Source organism: Parafrankia irregularis, from assembly GCF_001536285.1.
Lineage (GTDB): Bacteria > Actinomycetota > Actinomycetes > Frankiales > Frankiaceae > Parafrankia > Parafrankia irregularis.
In genome coordinates this window covers 33,136-48,979 of sequence record NZ_FAOZ01000034.1, presented here as the reverse complement: position 1 = coordinate 48,979, position 15,844 = coordinate 33,136, and the positions used below count along the sequence as shown (strand labels likewise).

Below are 15,844 nucleotides of genomic sequence, written 5' to 3'. Positions count from 1 at the left end.
CGTCCTGGACCGTTGGCAGTTGTCATCCCCGCCGCACCCGCGGATCATGGCGCCCGACGGCGGGACCCCCACCGCGATAGCGTGTCGGGCACCAGCTCAGCCCACGCTATGCGTTCCTGGGGGCCCGTCGTGATACCGCGCCACACGGCATGAGCGTCGTCGATCGGTGCCCATGCGGCTCCCGCCTCGAGTACACGCAGTGCTGCGAGCCTTTCCACCTCGGGCGCCCGGCGCCGACCGCCGAAGCTCTCATGCGGTCCCGCTACAGCGCCTTCGCCCGCGGCCTCGCGCCCTACCTGCTGCGCACCTGGCATCCTTCAACCCGTCCCAGACGCCTGGAGCTGGACGCCGATCTGACCTGGCGCGCCCTGCAGATCGTCGACGCCGTGAACGGCGGCCCCGGCGACGACAGCGGTGTCGTGGAATTCCGCGCGATCGCACGCACGGCGGACGGCGAACGTCACGTGCAGCACGAACGCAGCACGTTCACGCGGATCGACGGCCAATGGCTCTATGTGGATGCCGGCACGGGACCGCTGCTCCGCGACCGGTGATCCGGTTGCCGGCCCCGTCCAGCTCACGGACGGCCTACGGCCGATTCCAGTCCGTTGAACTGCAACCGCATGCTGCCTTCGAGATGGGCGACGTCGACCCCGCCATCGCCCGTGAGGACAAGGAACACGTACTGTTCGGTGCGGGTCACACGTGTGCCGTATCCCGCCGCGGCCAGCTCCACGGTGACGAGTGATATGGAGTGGCGGCGGCCGTCAACCGTGATCGCGTAGGTGAACACAATGCGTTCATCGGGAACGATGTCCAGGAATTCCGAGCGATACTCGACCTGCTCCGGAACACCGGAGGGAGCGAACGTGCCACGGGCGACCTCCCGCCCACCGACACGGAAATCCAGCTCGTGATGGGCCGACCCCGGCTCGCCGGGTATGCGGAACCAGCGTTGGCGCAGCGCGAGGTCGGAGAAGGCCGCGAAGACGCGGCCTGGTGGCACCGCCAGATCACGGGTCAGCGTGCAGGACCCATGGATGAGGGATGAAGCAGCTGCAGCCGTCGTCACCGACCCATCATCTCAAGGGTTTCCGGAGACGATCGGCCCGAGCAGGCGGGGCGGAAAACGACACTCACTGCCTGTGTAGCCGTTCCTCAGCCGGCGCGCCTTCCAACGGCACGGCCAGCACCCGGCGGATCGCGTCCGCCGGGTTGTCCGTCTCACCGGCGATGACCATGCCCTGCTTCGGGATCAGATCCACCGGCGCGCCCCCCAGAGGCACGCACCGAGATCGCCTTGTCGACGCCGCTGCCGGACCGGTCGGTGCTCCGCGGCCTGCGGGGGATCGTTCCCGCCCGGAGGCGGGCAGATCCCCTGCGGCGCTAGGGTGATCGCACTATGCGGAGAGCGATCAGGGACGATCCGAACGAGGCGTCCACACCTCGGCAGGACATGATCACTGAATAGCTCCTACGACCGCACGGCGCGGTTGTGGGACGTCACCAACCGCACCAGTCCGGCCCCCTTCGACGAGCCCCTCACCGGCCACGCCAACCCGCTGATGTCGATCGCCTACTCCCCCGACGGACGCACCCTGGCCACCAGCGCCTCCGACTACACGACCCGGTTCTGGGACGTCACAAACCCGACCCGACCCACAGCCCTGGGCGAACCGATCGTCTCGGGCGAAAGCCCGTCCCTCTTGTGGGTGCTGGATCTGGCCTACTCCCCTGATGGGCGCACCCTCGCCACCATCTCCGGCGACCGACTGGTGCGCTTCTGGGATGTCACCGACCGCACCAGACCCACCCTCGTCGGCCAAACCCTCACCGGCCACACCGGCCGGTTGGAGTCCGTGGCGTTCTCCCCGGACGGGCGCACCCTCGCCGTCAGCTCCGATGACCGCACGGTGCGGTTGCTGGCGCCGTAAGAGGACGAGTCGCCCTTGGCCGACCGCAGGGTCTCCAAGGTGTCATGACGCGCCGTCAACGCTGTCCGGCCCGCCGTGTCCGGGAACAGATATGCGTACGCCCATTTCCCCTTTCCCGCCCGGGGGTCGCGTCACCTCCGGTCTCCGGGCCGATTCAGCCAGACGTCGAGGATCTGGGCTGCGGTGGTCACGATCGTCTGGCCGGTGGTGTCGATGACCGTTGTCCCTGGCGGGTCACTCTGGTCCGTGGAGGCGGTCGCTATTCGGTTTCCACGTCCGCGCCTGCAGCCGAGCGTGGGCGCGCCGTGGACTCGGTCGAGCTCATCAGCTCACCATGACATAGTCGGTCTTCCAACCGCTGTGGCCGTGGTCAACGGGGTCAGTTCTCAGAAACGACCGCAGTCCGCTCCAGGCACGCGAGTCCTCCGGTTTCCAGAGCGACGAAGACGGTCCCGTCTCCGGTGACGGTGAGACCGTGCGGTTCACTGGACGACGTCGGCAGTTCGTATTCGTCGATCTTTCCGTCCGGGGTGATGTGACCGATCCGGCCCGCGGCCCAGGTGGTGAACCAACAGCCGCCGGTGAGCGGGTCAGCGATGATCGCGTGAGGCCGGGCCTCCCGATCGGGAAGGGGAAACTCCTCGATCCTTCCGTCGGTGCGGATCCGGCCGATCTGACCGGCGGCGATCTCCACGAACCAGATCGCGCCATCGGTGTTCCGGCAGATCCCGACCGGAGCCGCGCCCGGGGTGGGTAGCAGGTGAAGCGTGATCTTCCCGGCGGGAGTGATGCGACCGATCGCGTTGGCCTGGTTGAGGGTGAACCAGACGGACTGGTCGGCTCCGACGGTGATCGCCGCCGGCAGGGCACCGGTCACGGGGAGCGGGTACTCGGCGATCGTGCCGTCGGTGGTGATGCGTCCGATCCGGTCACTGTTCATCTCGGTGAACCACAGGGCGTCGTCCGGGCCGGTCGTGATACCGAAGGGCCCACCGTCCGGAGTAGGGACGAGGAAGGACGTGGTCGCGCCGTCGCGGGCGATCCTTCCGATCCGGTGGTCACGGTTGCGGGTGAACCACATCGCGCCGTCCGGACCCTCGGTGATGATCGACGGCCCGCAGGAGGCCGGGGTGAGCTGATACGAGTCAAGATGACCACCAGGGGTCAGCCGCGCGATCCGCCCGGCGTGAACCATCGTGACCCACAGCGTCCCGTCTGGCTCGGCGCTCAGGTCGTAGGGGCCAGCATCAGGCCCAGCTATCCGCATCTCGCGGATCAGGGCGTGTCCATGGTGGGGAATCACGGGTCTCCTGACGGAAGAGCGCGGTCACGATCATGGCTGCCGGAGACAAGGGGGCGACCTGCCGCCAGCGCCGATCAACGCGACCGGATCATCGCAGCCCCTTATCGCGATAGATGTAGCGTTAGCATCGTGTCACGGTCGCACCCGTCAGGCAAAGGACTTTCGCGATGCCTCAACCCCACCCGGACGCGGCACCGGACGGCCCTCAGCCGCCACCTGGCCCCGCAGACGTTCGCACGCGTCCCGGCGGTCGCAGCGCCCGCATCCGGGCGCTGGTTCTCGCGGCTGTGCGCGCTGACCTGGTCGAACACGGCTACGACGGCCTCACCATCGACACCATCGCAGACCGGTCCGGTGTGCACCGCACCACCGTCTACCGACGATGGCGCGACGTCGGCGGCCTGCTCGCCGACGTCCTCGCCGACGCCACCGCCGGCAGCTGGCAGCCACCGGATACAGGCACTCTGGAAGGCGACCTTTCCGCGATCAATCGTGAGATCTACGCCGCTCTCACCGCGGACCCGCCGATAACGACCGCTCTCATCGCCGCTTCCTTCCGCTCACCGGAAGCGGCCCGTGCCCTGCAGGCCTTCTGGACCGACCGCTACACCCGCTGCCGGCCGGTCGTCGACCACGCCATCACCCGCGCGGAAATCCCCGCGGACACCGACCCACAGCGGCTCCTGATAGCCGCCACCGCCCCGCTTTACCACCAGCTGATCCTTCTCCGCACACCAGCCAGCCAGCGACTCCCCGACCAGGCAGCCCACGACGCGGCCGTCGCAGCATCGGCCGGCGCCTTCAGGCCCGGTAACCGCACTTCCCCAGGCACTGTGCCGCCACGCATCCACAACTCACCTGATTGAGTCTCACAGGCCGCCCACCACGGCCGGAGGGCGAGACTTCCCCGGCCCGTTTCGACTCCCACGAACCGGCGAGGCTCTTCTCCAGACCCTGCCTCCGCCAGGTTGCGCCCTCGACAGTTATCGCTGTTCGGAGCGCCGTGCCACAGCACCACAGGTCATCACGACAGCGCAGCCGTTGGCCAGGACCCCGAACGATCAGCCCGGTAGGCATCGACGAGCCGGGTGAACTGGCCGTTCTTTTCACGTTATCGCTGTACTCACCTGCGAAGACCCTGATCCGCCGTGAACGAAAGCGCGCCAGTTCACCGTGATACAAAAGATCTCCTTTCGGCGCGGCCTCGCCCGTCGAGATCAGCGTCCGATCGGCCACGCGCAGCACCTACGGGTATCACGCCGCAGCGCGCCCGCGAGCCTCACCTGACCCTCGACCCGACTGTCCGCGACATCGGCGGCAGAGATTCGTCCGCTGGTGCCCACCGCTGCTCGATCCGCCCGTCGACCTGACTGTCAACTCGACCGTCAGCGCAGCCCTCCGCGGAACCTTCCGTCGACATGGAGTTGATGTATAGCTCAAGCTATAGTTGATCCCGTGTCGGCGGAGCCACCCCAACGATGGAGGATCAAGGTCACGTCCGAGGTGCGAGAGTGGTTGCACGTGCTCCGCCAGTCGGACCCGGCTACCTACCGATCGGTCAACATCGCGATCGACATGCTGCAGAGATCGGCCCCGGGCTCGGGCGGCCCCTCGTCGACACCCTGCAGGATCAACAATCAAGAACCTCAAAGAGCTGCGGCCGAGATCGGGCCGTGACGTCGCGATCCGCGTGATCTTCGTCTTTGACCCGTGGTCGCAGGCGGTGCTGCTGGTTGTCGGCAACAAGGCCGGCGACTGGTCGCGGTGGTACCGGACAGCGATCCCCGCGGCAGAGGTTGCCTACGGTGCATGGCTGGCCTTCGAGAGGAAACGGCGGGAGAACTCATGACCGAGTTCCACGACTGGGACGACATCCGCGCCGAACTGCACGACGGTGACGAGGAGACGCTGGCGGCCGAGCGCGGACGCACCGAAGCCTGGATCAGCGCGTTCCACCTGGCCGAGGAACGCAAGCGGCTGGGGCTGACCCAGCGCGAGGTGGCCGAGCTGATGGGCGTCTCCCCGGGCCGGGTGAGCCAGATCGAGAACGGCGACCTCGACGCGAACGAGGTCGCGACGCTGAGCCGGTACGCCCGGGCACTCGGCGCCCGCCTGCGGATCATCTTCGACTACGGTAACGATCTCCGCCAGATCGCCTGACTGTCCGCAGCTCGGTTGCACATCGCGATTGCCACGCTCGGCCGGCGAGGGTGGCCGCGCAAGCTGACACAACCAGCCACAATCACAGTCCGCGAAAAGTCCGTCGGACGCCGTGAAACCGCACGATCAGGCGTAACCCTGCACACTCCAGAGAGCACCGGTACCACCGGGTTTCCGCCAGTTAACGGTCCTCCAAGCGCTATGCCACGAGACTTCGGATCATCCGCTCGACAAACCCGCAGGTCAGGTGCTTGACCGGTCGGCCCGGTATGCGTCGACGACCACGGTGAACTGGCCGTTGACGGTGACATCGGCGAGGCCGCCGGCGATGGCACCAACGCCGGGCAGGGGGACGAGGGCGCGCACGCAGATGACAAAGCGGGCGCCCGGTTCCAGGGTGGCGGCGCCGTCGCCCGGGTTGCCCGCGCCGCAGTCGGCTCCCTGCGGGGCGAACCTGATCTCCGGCGCGGCGTGGATGCCCTGGTCGGTGAAGGCGAGCTGGGCCGCGAGTCGGGCGCGTTCGAGGCCGGCCGTCTCGTCGGGGGCGGTGGCATAGGCGCGGCCTGCCTCGCGGGCAGCCTGAGTCACCCCGAACGCGGCGCGTTGGACGGCGAAGACGGCCAGGAACAGGTAGACGAAGGGAATCAGCAGCACCAGGGACAGCCCGACGAACTCGATCATCGCCGAGCCGCGGTCCCCCTCGGCCGGTCGCCGCCGCCGCCGCGACAGGCGCCACCGCGACGGGTGCGGACGTCCGCCGGCACGGCGGCCGCGGACTCGTCCAGAGCGCCGGCTGCGGCTCGAGGGCCTCAAGGGGTCTCCTTCAGCGCGTGGCCGGTCACCGTCACGGTGACGCCGTCACCGAGCGGGACGAGGCTCAGCGGCACGACCACGGTGCAGGTGACCCGGACGAGCGGGATGTCACCCGGCCCGTCCTCCTCCTGGCCGGTGCAGACGGCGTCGGAGCGGCCGGGCAGCGACTCGGCGATGAGTCGCCGCGCGTAGCTGCCGCCCTCGATCGCCGGCACGTCGAGGTTCGCGGCGTGCCGGGCGCCTTCCGCCGCGTCCGCCGCGAGGGTGTTGCGCACGTGCAGGACGAGCCCGACCTGGATGACGCCCAGGATGAGGATCAGCAGCAGTGTCCCGACCAGGACGAACTCGACGATCGCCGAACCGCCGTCCGCAGGCCTGGTCTCGCCGGCAGGGTCAGTGGTGCCCGCAGGGCCCGCAGGGTCAGTGGTGCCCGCAGGGTCAGTGGGGCCGGCGGTATGGATGTCATCCGGCTGCGGGCTCCTGGCGCCAGGCAGGAACCTCCGGATTCGCCCGGGCACGGCCGGTGCGAGGGCGGTCGATCAGTTCCCGCCGATGCCGGTCACCTGTTCGATAGCCGAGGTGAAGAGGGTCTGCAGTGCCGGCGTCGCCAAGGTGGCAATGGCGACGACCAGCGCGGCCGTCATCACCGTGACCATCACCCAGCCGGGCACGTCGCCGCGGTCGGCTCCGGCCGCCGCCAGCCTGGCCCGCCACGACGCCCAGCGAGCCGCCGCTCGCGACACGGTGGCACCGACTCGCTTGCCCGCTGTACGACCAGCGGTGCGGCAGGCCGTGTCGCCGTCCATGTTGCCGGCTGAGCGGTCGGCTTCGTCGCTGGTGTTGCCTCTGATCCTTCTCATGTCCCCTCCCAGGATCCGATCAATCGGTGCCATCGGTTCGGCACCGCCCGGTGCCGGATGGCACCGGAAACGTCACTGCGCGATCACCGTGAAGCTGACGAGCGCCGGGTAGAACGCGAAGATCACCGTTGTCGGGAGAATCAGGAAGACGACCGGAATCATCATCGCGATCTCCTTGCGCCCGCCGGCTTCCAGCAGCTGGCGCTTGCCGGCCTCACGGACGTCCACGGCCTGTGCCCGCAGGACGTCCGCCAGCGGTGTGCCGCGCTCGATCGCCACCGCCATGCCGTCGACGAACCTGGTGAGTGGCGGCAGCGAGGTGCGGGCGGCGATGCCTTCGAGGGCCTGGACGAGGGTGGCGCCGGCGCGGGCGTCGGCCAGCGCGAGCCGCAGCTCGGTGCCGAGCTCGCCGCGGGTGAGGCGGCTGACCCTTTCCAGCGCGCCGATCGCGGACTCCCCCGCCGTGACAGCGAGCGCCAGCAGCTCGGCGACGGTGGGGAACTCCATGAGCATTCGGTCCTCGCGCTCGCGGATCGCGCGGGTGAGCCACCAGTCCCGGGCCAGGATGCCGCCGGCCGTTCCGGCGACGACGAGCGCGACGCCGACGAGCGCCGGCGGGCCGATGCCGAGCAGGGTGCGCAGCGCCAGCACGGACGCCCCGAGCAGCGCACCGACCACCGCGGTGATCACCTGTTGGACCCGGAACTCCTCGATGGTGGTCCGGCCACCGGCCTGGACGAGCCGGCGGGTGAGCGCGGTCCGGCCGCCGAGGAAGCGGTCGAGGCGCCCGGCGGCGTCCGCGATGAACGGGCGGAGCAGCGCCTCCACCGTGCCCAGCCCGACCAGGATCCGCGTCTCGGCGCCGGCCGCGCGCCGGCCGTGCGCCCCGCGCCGGGAACCCGCGGCGAACCGCGTGCCTGACCCGGCTGACGCCGACCCCGACCCCGGCCCCGAGGCGGTGGCGGAGGAGGTCGAGGCGGAGTCGGTGGCCCGGCGGCCGGCGGCCGCACCTGGCTCGGGTGCGTCCGAGAGCAGCCTGGACGGGGACGGTGTGTCCCGCAGGTAGGGATCCATCCGGTCAGCGAGGCGCACCTTGCGGGCGGGCGGAGATCGGAAGATCACGATGACCAGGCCGACGCCGAAGAGGAGCCCCACCAACGCGCCTGTCGCCGCAGTGCTCATGGCCGCAGCACCCGCTCCTCCTCGGGCAGCCGCCCGATCCGCTTCATGATCAGATAGGCCAGGACGGACACGCCGGCGCCACCGGCGAGCACGGCCACCCCGGTCGGGCTGTCATAGGCCCGCACGTTCTCGCCGCGGCTGGCGAGCAGCAGCAGGACGATCCAGGGGGCCGCCATCGCGAGCCGGGCGGCGTTGACCGTCCAGGTCTGGCGGGTCTCCAGCTCGGCGCGGGTGCGGGCGTCCTCGCGCAGGAAGGTCGACAGGGTGCGCAGCAGGCGGCCCAGGTCGGTGCCTCCGACCTCACGGGCCATCCGCAGCGACTCGATGATGCGGTCCGCGACGGGGTCGGCCAGCTCGTCGGCGAGCCGGTCGAGGCAGGTCGAGAAGGAACCGGTCGCCCGGTAGTCCTCGCCGAAGCGGGTGAAGGCGGGGCGCAGCGCCACCGGGCCGCGCACACCCACCGCCGCGAGCGCCTCGGGCAGCGACAGGCCGGCCCGAACGGCGCTGGCGAGGTTGTCGACGACGTCCGGCCACACCTCGCGCAGGTCGTGCATGCGGCCCCGGCGGCGGCGCAGCACGAGCTGGCGGGGCAGCAGCGAGGCGAACACGCCGAACGCGCCGGCGAGGGAGAACGTCCCGGAGAAGGCCAGCACGACCAGGCCGACGACCAGCCCCAGCGCGGCGCTGATCAGGACGAACTGCTGGGGGCTCACGCCGCGGATGCCCGCCTGGACGAGCGTCTCGCGCAGGTTGCGGGCCCAGGTGGGCTCGGCTCGTTGCGCCCTCGCGCGGGGGCGCCCGCTCATCACGATCAGGAACAGGCCGAGGCCGAAGAGCAGGCCGATGAACATGCCCATCAGCGCTCGACCGCGATCTGCGGGTGGTGCGGGTAGGGATTCTGCTGGTACGGCTGCTGCTGGTTCTGGTGCGGGTGCGGGTAGCCGCGCTCGTGTCCGGGTGCGGCGAGCAGCGCGGCCAGGTCGTAGCCGGCGCGCAGGAACCGCTCGGGGTGGGGTGGGTAGCCGTCGGCCCGCAGCAGCATCGAGCCGTGGGTCTGGAAGATCTGGGCCACCTCGACGATGTCGCCCTCGGCCCGACCCGGCAGCGCGACGATCTCGGTGACCCGGCGACGTCCGTCCGCCTCCTTGGCCAGGTGGACGACGATGTCGACGCTGGAGGCGACGGTGGGCACGACGAAGGCGTGGGTGACGTTCTCCCCGGCCAGCAGCGGGAGGGTGCACAGCTTGGTCACGGCCTCGCGCGCCGAGTTGGCGTGCAGGCTGCACATGCCGGGCAGCCCGGAGTTGAGCGCGATGAGCAGGTCGAGGGCCTCTTCCTGACGCACCTCGCCGACGAGGATCCGGTCGGGGCGCATCCGCAGCGCCTCCTTGATGAGCCGCCGCAGTCGGATCTCACCGGTGCCCTCCAGGTTCGCCTGCCGGGTCTGCATGGCGACCCAGTCGGGCGCGCGCAGTCGCAGCTCGAAGACCTCCTCGACGCTGATCACCCGCTCGCGGGCGGGGATCGCGGAGCCCAGGCAGTTGAGCAGCGTCGTCTTCCCGGCCTGGGTGCCGCCGGCGACGATGACGTTCAGCCCGGAGATCACCGCCGCTTCCAGAAACAGCGCCGCGTGCGGCGTGATCGTCCCGAGCGCGACGAGCTCGTCCAGGCTGGACGCGGACAGGACGAACTTGCGGATGTTGACGGACCAGTGCACCCGGGTGACGTCCGGAATGACCACATGCAGGCGGGATCCGTCGGGAAGCATCGCATCGACAAACGGGGTGGACAGGTCAACCCGGCGACCGGATGACTTCAACATGCGTTCCACCAGGTCCTGGACCTGGTCATGGGTGAGAATCACGGTGGTCAGCTCGCTGCGGCCGTGCCGGGCGACAAACACCCGGCCGGGCTCGTTGATCCAGATCTCCTCCACCGTCGGATCGTCGAGATGCCGCTGCAGCGGGCCGAAACCGGCGACCGCGTCATAGACCGAACGGGCGGTGGCATCCCGGTCCACCACCGGAGGAAGGTCACTGGTGAGAGCACGCTCTTCGTAGTCGGCGACAACGTCGTCGACGAGCTGGCGAATGTGCGCGGGTTCCCGGACCGGGTCGAGTGATCGACGACGTATCAGTTCACGGACCTCTCCTTCCACGTGAGAGGTCGCATCCATCCAGTTCCCGCGTACCGCCGCCACGGAGAATCGCCGCTCCTCACCGCCATCGACGCAACCTGCCGCGCACCTTCGAAAGACCTGCCACGAAGCGTAGAAAGTCGGTCACTCCCTATCAACCCTTCCAAGCAGGTACTCAAGCAACAACGTTCGCACAACCTCCGGCACCCCTTGGCGCCGGGTCGGACCACCAGCGGCCACCCACCGCGCGCGATCCGACCAGATCACACCTCGACGATTACTTTCCGTAACTATCATCCCGGCCTGGCAACGATCTCCGTGGGCACTTTTGCCCGAGTTGTCGTGACGCACCCACACGGTCGGACGGGTTTGCCATCCACCCCGACAACGGGTCGACAGATCGGCACCGAAACGCCGGCCGTATACGCCGGGATCAAGGCGCTGGAGCGGTAATCTGCCGGCGGCCAGAAAGCCAGCACACACCCACACACCGGAGTACCGGAACTCGCCACTCCACCGAACTGGAACGCCGCGCCACCGCACTCGAAACCGACAACGCACGGTCCGCGCCGACCGGCGGTACTTCCCCCACACCGCCCCGCACGTCGCCGACCGCCGCCGAAGCCTGCCTCGGGGGTCATTCACGTGCCCGGTCAGCCATTGACCCGTACCGCCGAACGCCCACCGGGCACGGCTGCCCCAGCGTCGCCGCGGAATGCGGCGGCGTTCAGAGCACGCCGACCGACACTCACCCGGGGACAGTGATGAACACCCACCACGGCGCCGAGCCGTCCGATGTGTTCGCGACCGCATGGGATGTATTCCGACGAATTGTCGACAACTGTCCGGTCGGTGTGTTCACCGCCGACGTCTCAGGTCGGCATGTATTCGTGAATCGACACTGGTCCGTGCTGACCGGAGTCCCTCGCGACAAGGCGGTGGGGCGCGGCTGGGAACGCGCCGTGCATCCTGAGGATGTACGCACCGTGACCAGACAGTGGCACCTCCTGGTAACCGAGGGTGACGAGCTCTCGATCCCGGTCCGGCTGCTTCAGCCGGACGGGACGGCGCGGCCGGCGATCCTGCGCGCGGCCGCGGTCGTGGGCGAGAACGGACATCGCCGTTTCGCCGGCACGCTGACCGCGGTACCGGACCGTGGCGAGGCGGATGCCGAGCTACCGGACCCGAACCCAGGGGCAAGGCCCGGCCAGAGGCTCGGGTTCGACCTCGAGCTGGGCGACCTCGAGCTGGGCGATCTGGAACTTGGCGATCTGGAACTGGGCAACCTCGACCCTTCGCTGTGGGCCGCCGAGCTGCTGGGTCCAGACGCCGCCGAGCCCGCGGTCGACCAGCCTGCGGGCGACCGTGGCAGCACGCAGATCGAGTGGACCGGCGAGACCACGGCCAATGATCGAGCGGTCGCCGGGTCCGAACCCGCGGACGATGACCGCGCTGCCGACGACGCCAGACCAGACGACCTGCCGTTGGACACCGTCGAGCTGCTCCGAGAGGAACTCGACCGGTTCGATCTGGCCACCGACGACCTTTGGCTCCTCCCCGCCGACGATGAGGAGTCGGCGGGTCCGGGCTGGACGGTTCCGCCTCCTCGGCGGCCCTCCGCGGGCGAGGTCGATCCGCCGGCCGTCGAGCCCGCGGAGCACCCAGGCCGGCCGTTCAGCGAGCGGCCACTCCCCGAGCGGTCCTTCACCGAGACGCCGTTCGACGACGCCGGACCCGGGGAGATTCCGTTCAACGACATCCCGTTCGACGAGATCCCGTTCGGCAAGGCCGCGTTCGGTGAGATCCCGTTCGGTGAGACTCACGTCGAGCAGGCTTCCCTCGGTGATCAGCCCGGGACTGAGCCGCTTACCGGTCCGACCCGGGCGCGTGCCACGGGACGGACCGCGCCGGGACCGGAATCGGCCGGCGACGGCAACGGGAACTTTTCTGCCGGTACAGGCGGGCTTCGTCCACCGGCGCCTGGGCCCGGCGCGAGGCCGCTGCGCGGCGGCGCGCTCCCCCCCGGCGCGGAATGGCGGGCGGCGGTCACCCCACACGGCGATCTGGGGAGTGCGCATCACCGCACCAGCCGCTCCGGGCCGGCGGGCGGTTCGCACCCGCTGGCCTCAGGGCCGACCGGTTCCTTCGCGCCGCGCCGTGGGTCGTCACTGTCCTTCGGTGGCCCGATGGCTCCGGGACCGGCGAGCGGCTCCGGGCACGACAGCTGCGACTGCGCGTTCGCCGAGATACGTCGTCTCTCGGACGCGTGCCATGAACGCGAACGCTGGCTGACCGCGCTGATGGCTGAGCTGCCGTCAGCGGTGCTGGTCGCCGATGCGGACGCCCGGGTCGTCGCTGTGAACCAGACCTACTGCGATCTGTTCGATCTCGCGGAGTCCCCGGTCGATCTGGTGGGCACGGACTGTCGCGCGCAGCTCCGCCCGCTGCCCGGCCTGGTCGAGGACCCGGCGGGCTTCGCGAGCCGGCTGGACACCCTGCTGCGGCGCCGACGGACCATGCGGCGCGAGACAGTGATGTTCGCGGACGGAAGGGTCTTCGAACGCAGTCACATTCCGCTCGCGGGACCCAACGGCTACCACGGCCACGTGTGGATCTACGCCGACGTGACCGATCGGCGCATCGTCGAGGCGGAGATCGAGGGCCTCATCTCCGGTCTTTGACGGCTCCGACCTTCACAGCTCGGTCTGCGCCGTAGCCGACCTGCGACAGGCCTGCGGCTCGCGACGGCGGCACCGTCAGGCGAGACCGCTGTGGTGCCGGGCCTGAAGATCACGGGCCTGGCCGACCCAGTCGTCGGAGATGATCCGGCCGCCGAAACCATCCAGCATCTTCGCGAGCCGGTCGACTTCGGTGTCGCCCATTTCTGCGAGCTGGCGGAAGGTGGTGATTCCCAGCACCCGCAGCCGGGACTCGACCACCGGCCCGACTCCGACGATCTCCTTCAGATTGTCGGATGACGGGACGGGTTCGGCTGGCCCGCCCCAGGACGGCACGATGGCCACGGACACCGGCATTCCGTCAGCAGGATCTGATCTGTCGGCATCCATGCTCGCTCGATCATGGTGCTCGTTCATCGCAGCGGACGTGGCTGCCCCGACAAGCGCCGCACCGATCAGTTCCAGGTTCTCCTCGCGGGAGCCTGCGATGGCGCACAGCAGCGGGCCGGCGTCGAAGGCCCCGGCGTTCGACGGCACGTCGTCCGACGGCACGTCGTCCGACGGCGCTCCGTCTGTGGACAACACGTCATCGAACGGCAGGTCGTGGGACTGCTCGCCCTGGGGCCAGACTCCCGGGGATGAGTTCTGCTGCTCGTGGCCTTCGTCGCCCTCGATCGGACCAGCCGCCAGCTCCGGCTGGGCGGGCCCCGCCGGCCCGGCGGTGGGCTGCGGATCGACGGCGAGGGGGAGCTCTTCCTGATATCCGGCGAACTCGTCGGCCGGCGGAAGCGCCATCGATACCCGCACCTCCTCCGCCTCCGCGATACGAGCGAGCAGCTTGATCCGTTCAGCCGCCCATTCCGCCTGGTGGCGGTCCAGGCGTGTGCTCATCGTGGCCACCTTCCGCTGGGCGTCCTCCGCCTCGGTGCGGACCATGGCAAGCCGCGAGGAGAACTTGGCCGCACGCGCCTCGGCCTCCTGGAGCTGCTCACGCAGCTCGGCCGTCTCGCGGGCCAGATCCGCAACGGATTCGAACCCGGACTCGGCTTCGAACGGATCAGCCGAAGGCGCAGGAATGCCAGAAACCGTCAGAACTGCCGGTGGCACCGGCTGGACGACCGTTGGCGCACTCGCGGCGTCGACGTCGACGGGTGCCGCCCGCAGGGCTGACTCGATCTCGCCGATGCGGGCCCGCGCATCGGCGACCTGCTGCTCGGCGACCGCAACCCGCCGCTCGGATTCGACGGCCTGACGCTCGGCCGCGCCCAGCCGGGTGACCAGCTCCGCCTTCTCAGCGGACCACCTCTCCTCCTGCTCCCGCAGGCGCCCGAGAAGTGCCTCGATGTCTCCGGCGGCGCCTCTGGGCTCCGCCGCCCGGGCCGCCGCCGCAGTCTCGGGGGGCACGCCCGCGTCGCGTTCCGGGACCGCGCCAGGCTCGCCAGACGTCACAGACACGCCAGACGTACCCGGCCGGGCGGCGTTCGGACTACTCGGACGCGCCGGCTGCTCGCGATCCTGGGAGTCGGCGGCGCCTTCTGCCGCGACCACGCGCTCGCCCACGGCCAGCGGATGCTTCGCGGCCATCGTGCCCTGGGCGGAGACCGAGCCCGCCTCCGGACCGCCGGTGGCCGACAGCACCGCGAGGCGCGCCTGCCGCCGCAGCGGCGCGACGAGGAAGAGCCAGGCCAGACCCGCGCCGATCAGCATCGCCACGAGGACGAAGACCAGAATCTGCCCGGCGAGATAGAGCACGGTTCACCAGCCTCCTACGTCACGCCACAGATATACCGAGGCCAAGGAACACGATGGAGAACCGACGACAACCCCCGCGAAGCCGTGGAGCACGCCACGAGCCAGCCACAGCCGGACCCGTCGGCACACCCACACAAGGTGAGCCATGAGGGAGCAACCAGTTCCGCAACAACACTATTCGGAGCATCGACCGATGCCCGCCGCGGGGCGTCAAAAGCAACGTCGAGACGACACGACCGTTACATCACGCGGCACCGAAGATCACCTGGCGACGCCGAGGAGCTACATCCGCCGGACATGGTCAAGCAAAAAGACAATCAATCAGCAATTGACAACAACGACCGCTGTCGGATCAGCTGCCGGCGTGTCGGCGCTGACAGGACAGGGGAAACACGACGGATCACACCGCCACAGCTCACCGGCGGTGCGACCGGGCGGCACCGGCCCGTGCGAGCGGGGCGCCGTTACACGCCGCCAGGGCTGGCGTGGCTGCCACCGCTCACTGGCGCGCCTGCCACCCACTCAGAGGAGGTCGGCGAGCTCCTGGGTGGCGAACCACAGGAGCTCGAAGCCCTCGGCGCCGTCGACGACGAAGGCGGCGTCGTCGCTGCCGAGATCAGCCTCGAGCACCGCGTCGACAGCCGCCCGCACGGCGGCCTGCGCCTCGTCGTCCGCCGGATCGTCTGTGTGGACGGCGCGGACGGAGGCCAGCGGGACGGGCTCGAGCACCTCCACCGCGCCCCGCTCCAGGTCGTCGCGGACCCGGACGCCCTTTTCCTCCACATCGGCGGCGAACACGAACCGCCGTGGCGGGGCGTCAGGGTCGGCGTCCAGCAGGCGCAGGCATGCCCGTGCCGCGTTCTGCAGCGCCGCGAACTCCATTTCCTCGGTGTCGGACTGGCTGTACCACTCCCGCAGCGCCGGAGTGACCGCGAACGCGGTGCCGGCCGGCACCGTCCGATCCCGCAGCACCGCTCGGGCGGCCGTGAGCGTGGAGGGAAGGTAGACGCGCATGGGGTCAGTGT

17 protein-coding genes are annotated in these 15,844 nt (G+C 69.8%); 6 read left to right on the top strand and 11 right to left on the bottom strand.

All coding sequences use genetic code 11. The annotated features are described in order from the left end of the window. Positions 1-149 precede the first annotated feature (149 nt). The gene (locus AWX74_RS32410) at positions 150-554 is read left to right on the top strand and encodes a YchJ family protein (RefSeq protein WP_091284505.1); all 405 of its coding nucleotides are present in this window, start codon (positions 150-152) and stop codon (positions 552-554) included. A 23-nt stretch (positions 555-577) separates the two neighbouring features. Here AWX74_RS32410 and AWX74_RS32405 read toward each other — a convergent pair whose 3' ends face one another. Continuing rightward, positions 578-1,072, bottom strand: a complete 495-nt coding sequence (locus tag AWX74_RS32405) for an SRPBCC domain-containing protein (protein ID WP_207550472.1) — start codon at positions 1,070-1,072, stop codon at positions 578-580. A gap of 64 nt (positions 1,073-1,136) precedes the next feature. Beyond that, complete coding sequence (locus AWX74_RS40350) at positions 1,137-1,286, bottom strand: hypothetical protein (RefSeq protein WP_165615882.1); 150 nt, start codon at positions 1,284-1,286, stop codon at positions 1,137-1,139. A 207-nt stretch (positions 1,287-1,493) separates the two neighbouring features. Between AWX74_RS40350 and AWX74_RS32400 the strand changes: the two genes are divergently transcribed. After that, positions 1,494-1,934, top strand: a complete 441-nt coding sequence (locus AWX74_RS32400; RefSeq protein WP_091284503.1) for a WD40 repeat domain-containing protein — start codon at positions 1,494-1,496, stop codon at positions 1,932-1,934. Positions 1,935-2,313: 379 nt separating this feature from the next. Here AWX74_RS32400 and AWX74_RS32395 read toward each other — a convergent pair whose 3' ends face one another. Beyond that, on the bottom strand, positions 2,314-3,237 hold the full coding sequence (locus AWX74_RS32395; protein ID WP_207550471.1) for a Vgb family protein: 924 nt from the start codon (positions 3,235-3,237) through the stop codon (positions 2,314-2,316). A gap of 287 nt (positions 3,238-3,524) precedes the next feature. Between AWX74_RS32395 and AWX74_RS32390 the strand changes: the two genes are divergently transcribed. The 3 genes from AWX74_RS32390 (at position 3,525) to AWX74_RS32380 (ending at position 5,397) form a co-directional block, all read left to right on the top strand. Continuing rightward, complete coding sequence (locus AWX74_RS32390) at positions 3,525-4,103, top strand: TetR/AcrR family transcriptional regulator (RefSeq protein ID WP_242666517.1); 579 nt, start codon at positions 3,525-3,527, stop codon at positions 4,101-4,103. A 581-nt stretch (positions 4,104-4,684) separates the two neighbouring features. Next, on the top strand, positions 4,685-5,086 hold the full coding sequence (locus AWX74_RS32385) for a type II toxin-antitoxin system RelE/ParE family toxin (RefSeq protein WP_479724506.1): 402 nt from the start codon (positions 4,685-4,687) through the stop codon (positions 5,084-5,086). Then, a complete protein-coding gene (locus AWX74_RS32380) occupies positions 5,083-5,397 on the top strand; it encodes a transcriptional regulator (RefSeq protein WP_091284501.1) in 315 nt (104 codons plus the stop codon). Before AWX74_RS32385 ends, AWX74_RS32380 begins: the two co-directional genes overlap by 4 nt. Positions 5,398-5,640: 243 nt before the next feature. Here the strand turns inward: AWX74_RS32380 and AWX74_RS32375 are convergent, their stop codons facing one another. The 6 genes from AWX74_RS32375 to AWX74_RS32350 all read right to left on the bottom strand — a co-directional run bounded on the left by AWX74_RS32375 (position 5,641) and on the right by AWX74_RS32350 (position 10,428). Next, positions 5,641-6,078: a hypothetical protein gene (locus tag AWX74_RS32375; protein WP_091284499.1), complete on the bottom strand. Its 438-nt coding sequence runs from the start codon at positions 6,076-6,078 to the stop codon at positions 5,641-5,643. A 128-nt stretch (positions 6,079-6,206) separates the two neighbouring features. Further along, positions 6,207-6,728, bottom strand: a complete 522-nt coding sequence (locus AWX74_RS32370; protein WP_091284497.1) for a TadE/TadG family type IV pilus assembly protein — start codon at positions 6,726-6,728, stop codon at positions 6,207-6,209. Between the two features lie 21 nt (positions 6,729-6,749). Continuing rightward, positions 6,750-7,070 carry a hypothetical protein gene (locus AWX74_RS32365; protein WP_479724505.1) on the bottom strand — a complete coding sequence of 107 codons (321 nt, stop codon included), beginning with the start codon at positions 7,068-7,070 and terminating at the stop codon, positions 6,750-6,752. A gap of 72 nt (positions 7,071-7,142) precedes the next feature. Continuing rightward, positions 7,143-8,252, bottom strand: coding sequence for a type II secretion system F family protein (locus tag AWX74_RS32360; RefSeq protein WP_091284495.1), 1,110 nt, complete (start codon positions 8,250-8,252; stop codon positions 7,143-7,145). Further along, the gene (locus AWX74_RS32355; RefSeq protein ID WP_054570614.1) at positions 8,249-9,109 is read right to left on the bottom strand and encodes a type II secretion system F family protein; all 861 of its coding nucleotides are present in this window, start codon (positions 9,107-9,109) and stop codon (positions 8,249-8,251) included. Before AWX74_RS32355 ends, AWX74_RS32360 begins: the two co-directional genes overlap by 4 nt. Further along, positions 9,109-10,428 (bottom strand): TadA family conjugal transfer-associated ATPase, encoded by a 1,320-nt coding sequence (locus tag AWX74_RS32350; protein ID WP_226931038.1) that lies wholly within the window; start codon positions 10,426-10,428, stop codon positions 9,109-9,111. Before AWX74_RS32350 ends, AWX74_RS32355 begins: the two co-directional genes overlap by 1 nt. 725 nt (positions 10,429-11,153) lie before the next feature. Here AWX74_RS32350 and AWX74_RS32345 point away from each other — a divergent pair. After that, complete coding sequence (locus AWX74_RS32345) at positions 11,154-13,070, top strand: PAS domain-containing protein (protein WP_091284491.1); 1,917 nt, start codon at positions 11,154-11,156, stop codon at positions 13,068-13,070. Positions 13,071-13,145: 75 nt separating this feature from the next. Here the strand turns inward: AWX74_RS32345 and AWX74_RS32340 are convergent, their stop codons facing one another. Together AWX74_RS32340 and AWX74_RS32335 are read right to left on the bottom strand one after the other, a co-directional pair. Further along, positions 13,146-14,819, bottom strand: coding sequence for a hypothetical protein (locus AWX74_RS32340; protein WP_091284489.1), 1,674 nt, complete (start codon positions 14,817-14,819; stop codon positions 13,146-13,148). 522 nt (positions 14,820-15,341) lie between these two features. Next, positions 15,342-15,833 carry a DUF6912 family protein gene (locus AWX74_RS32335; RefSeq protein ID WP_091284486.1) on the bottom strand — a complete coding sequence of 164 codons (492 nt, stop codon included), beginning with the start codon at positions 15,831-15,833 and terminating at the stop codon, positions 15,342-15,344. Between the last annotated feature and the right edge of the window lie 11 nt (positions 15,834-15,844).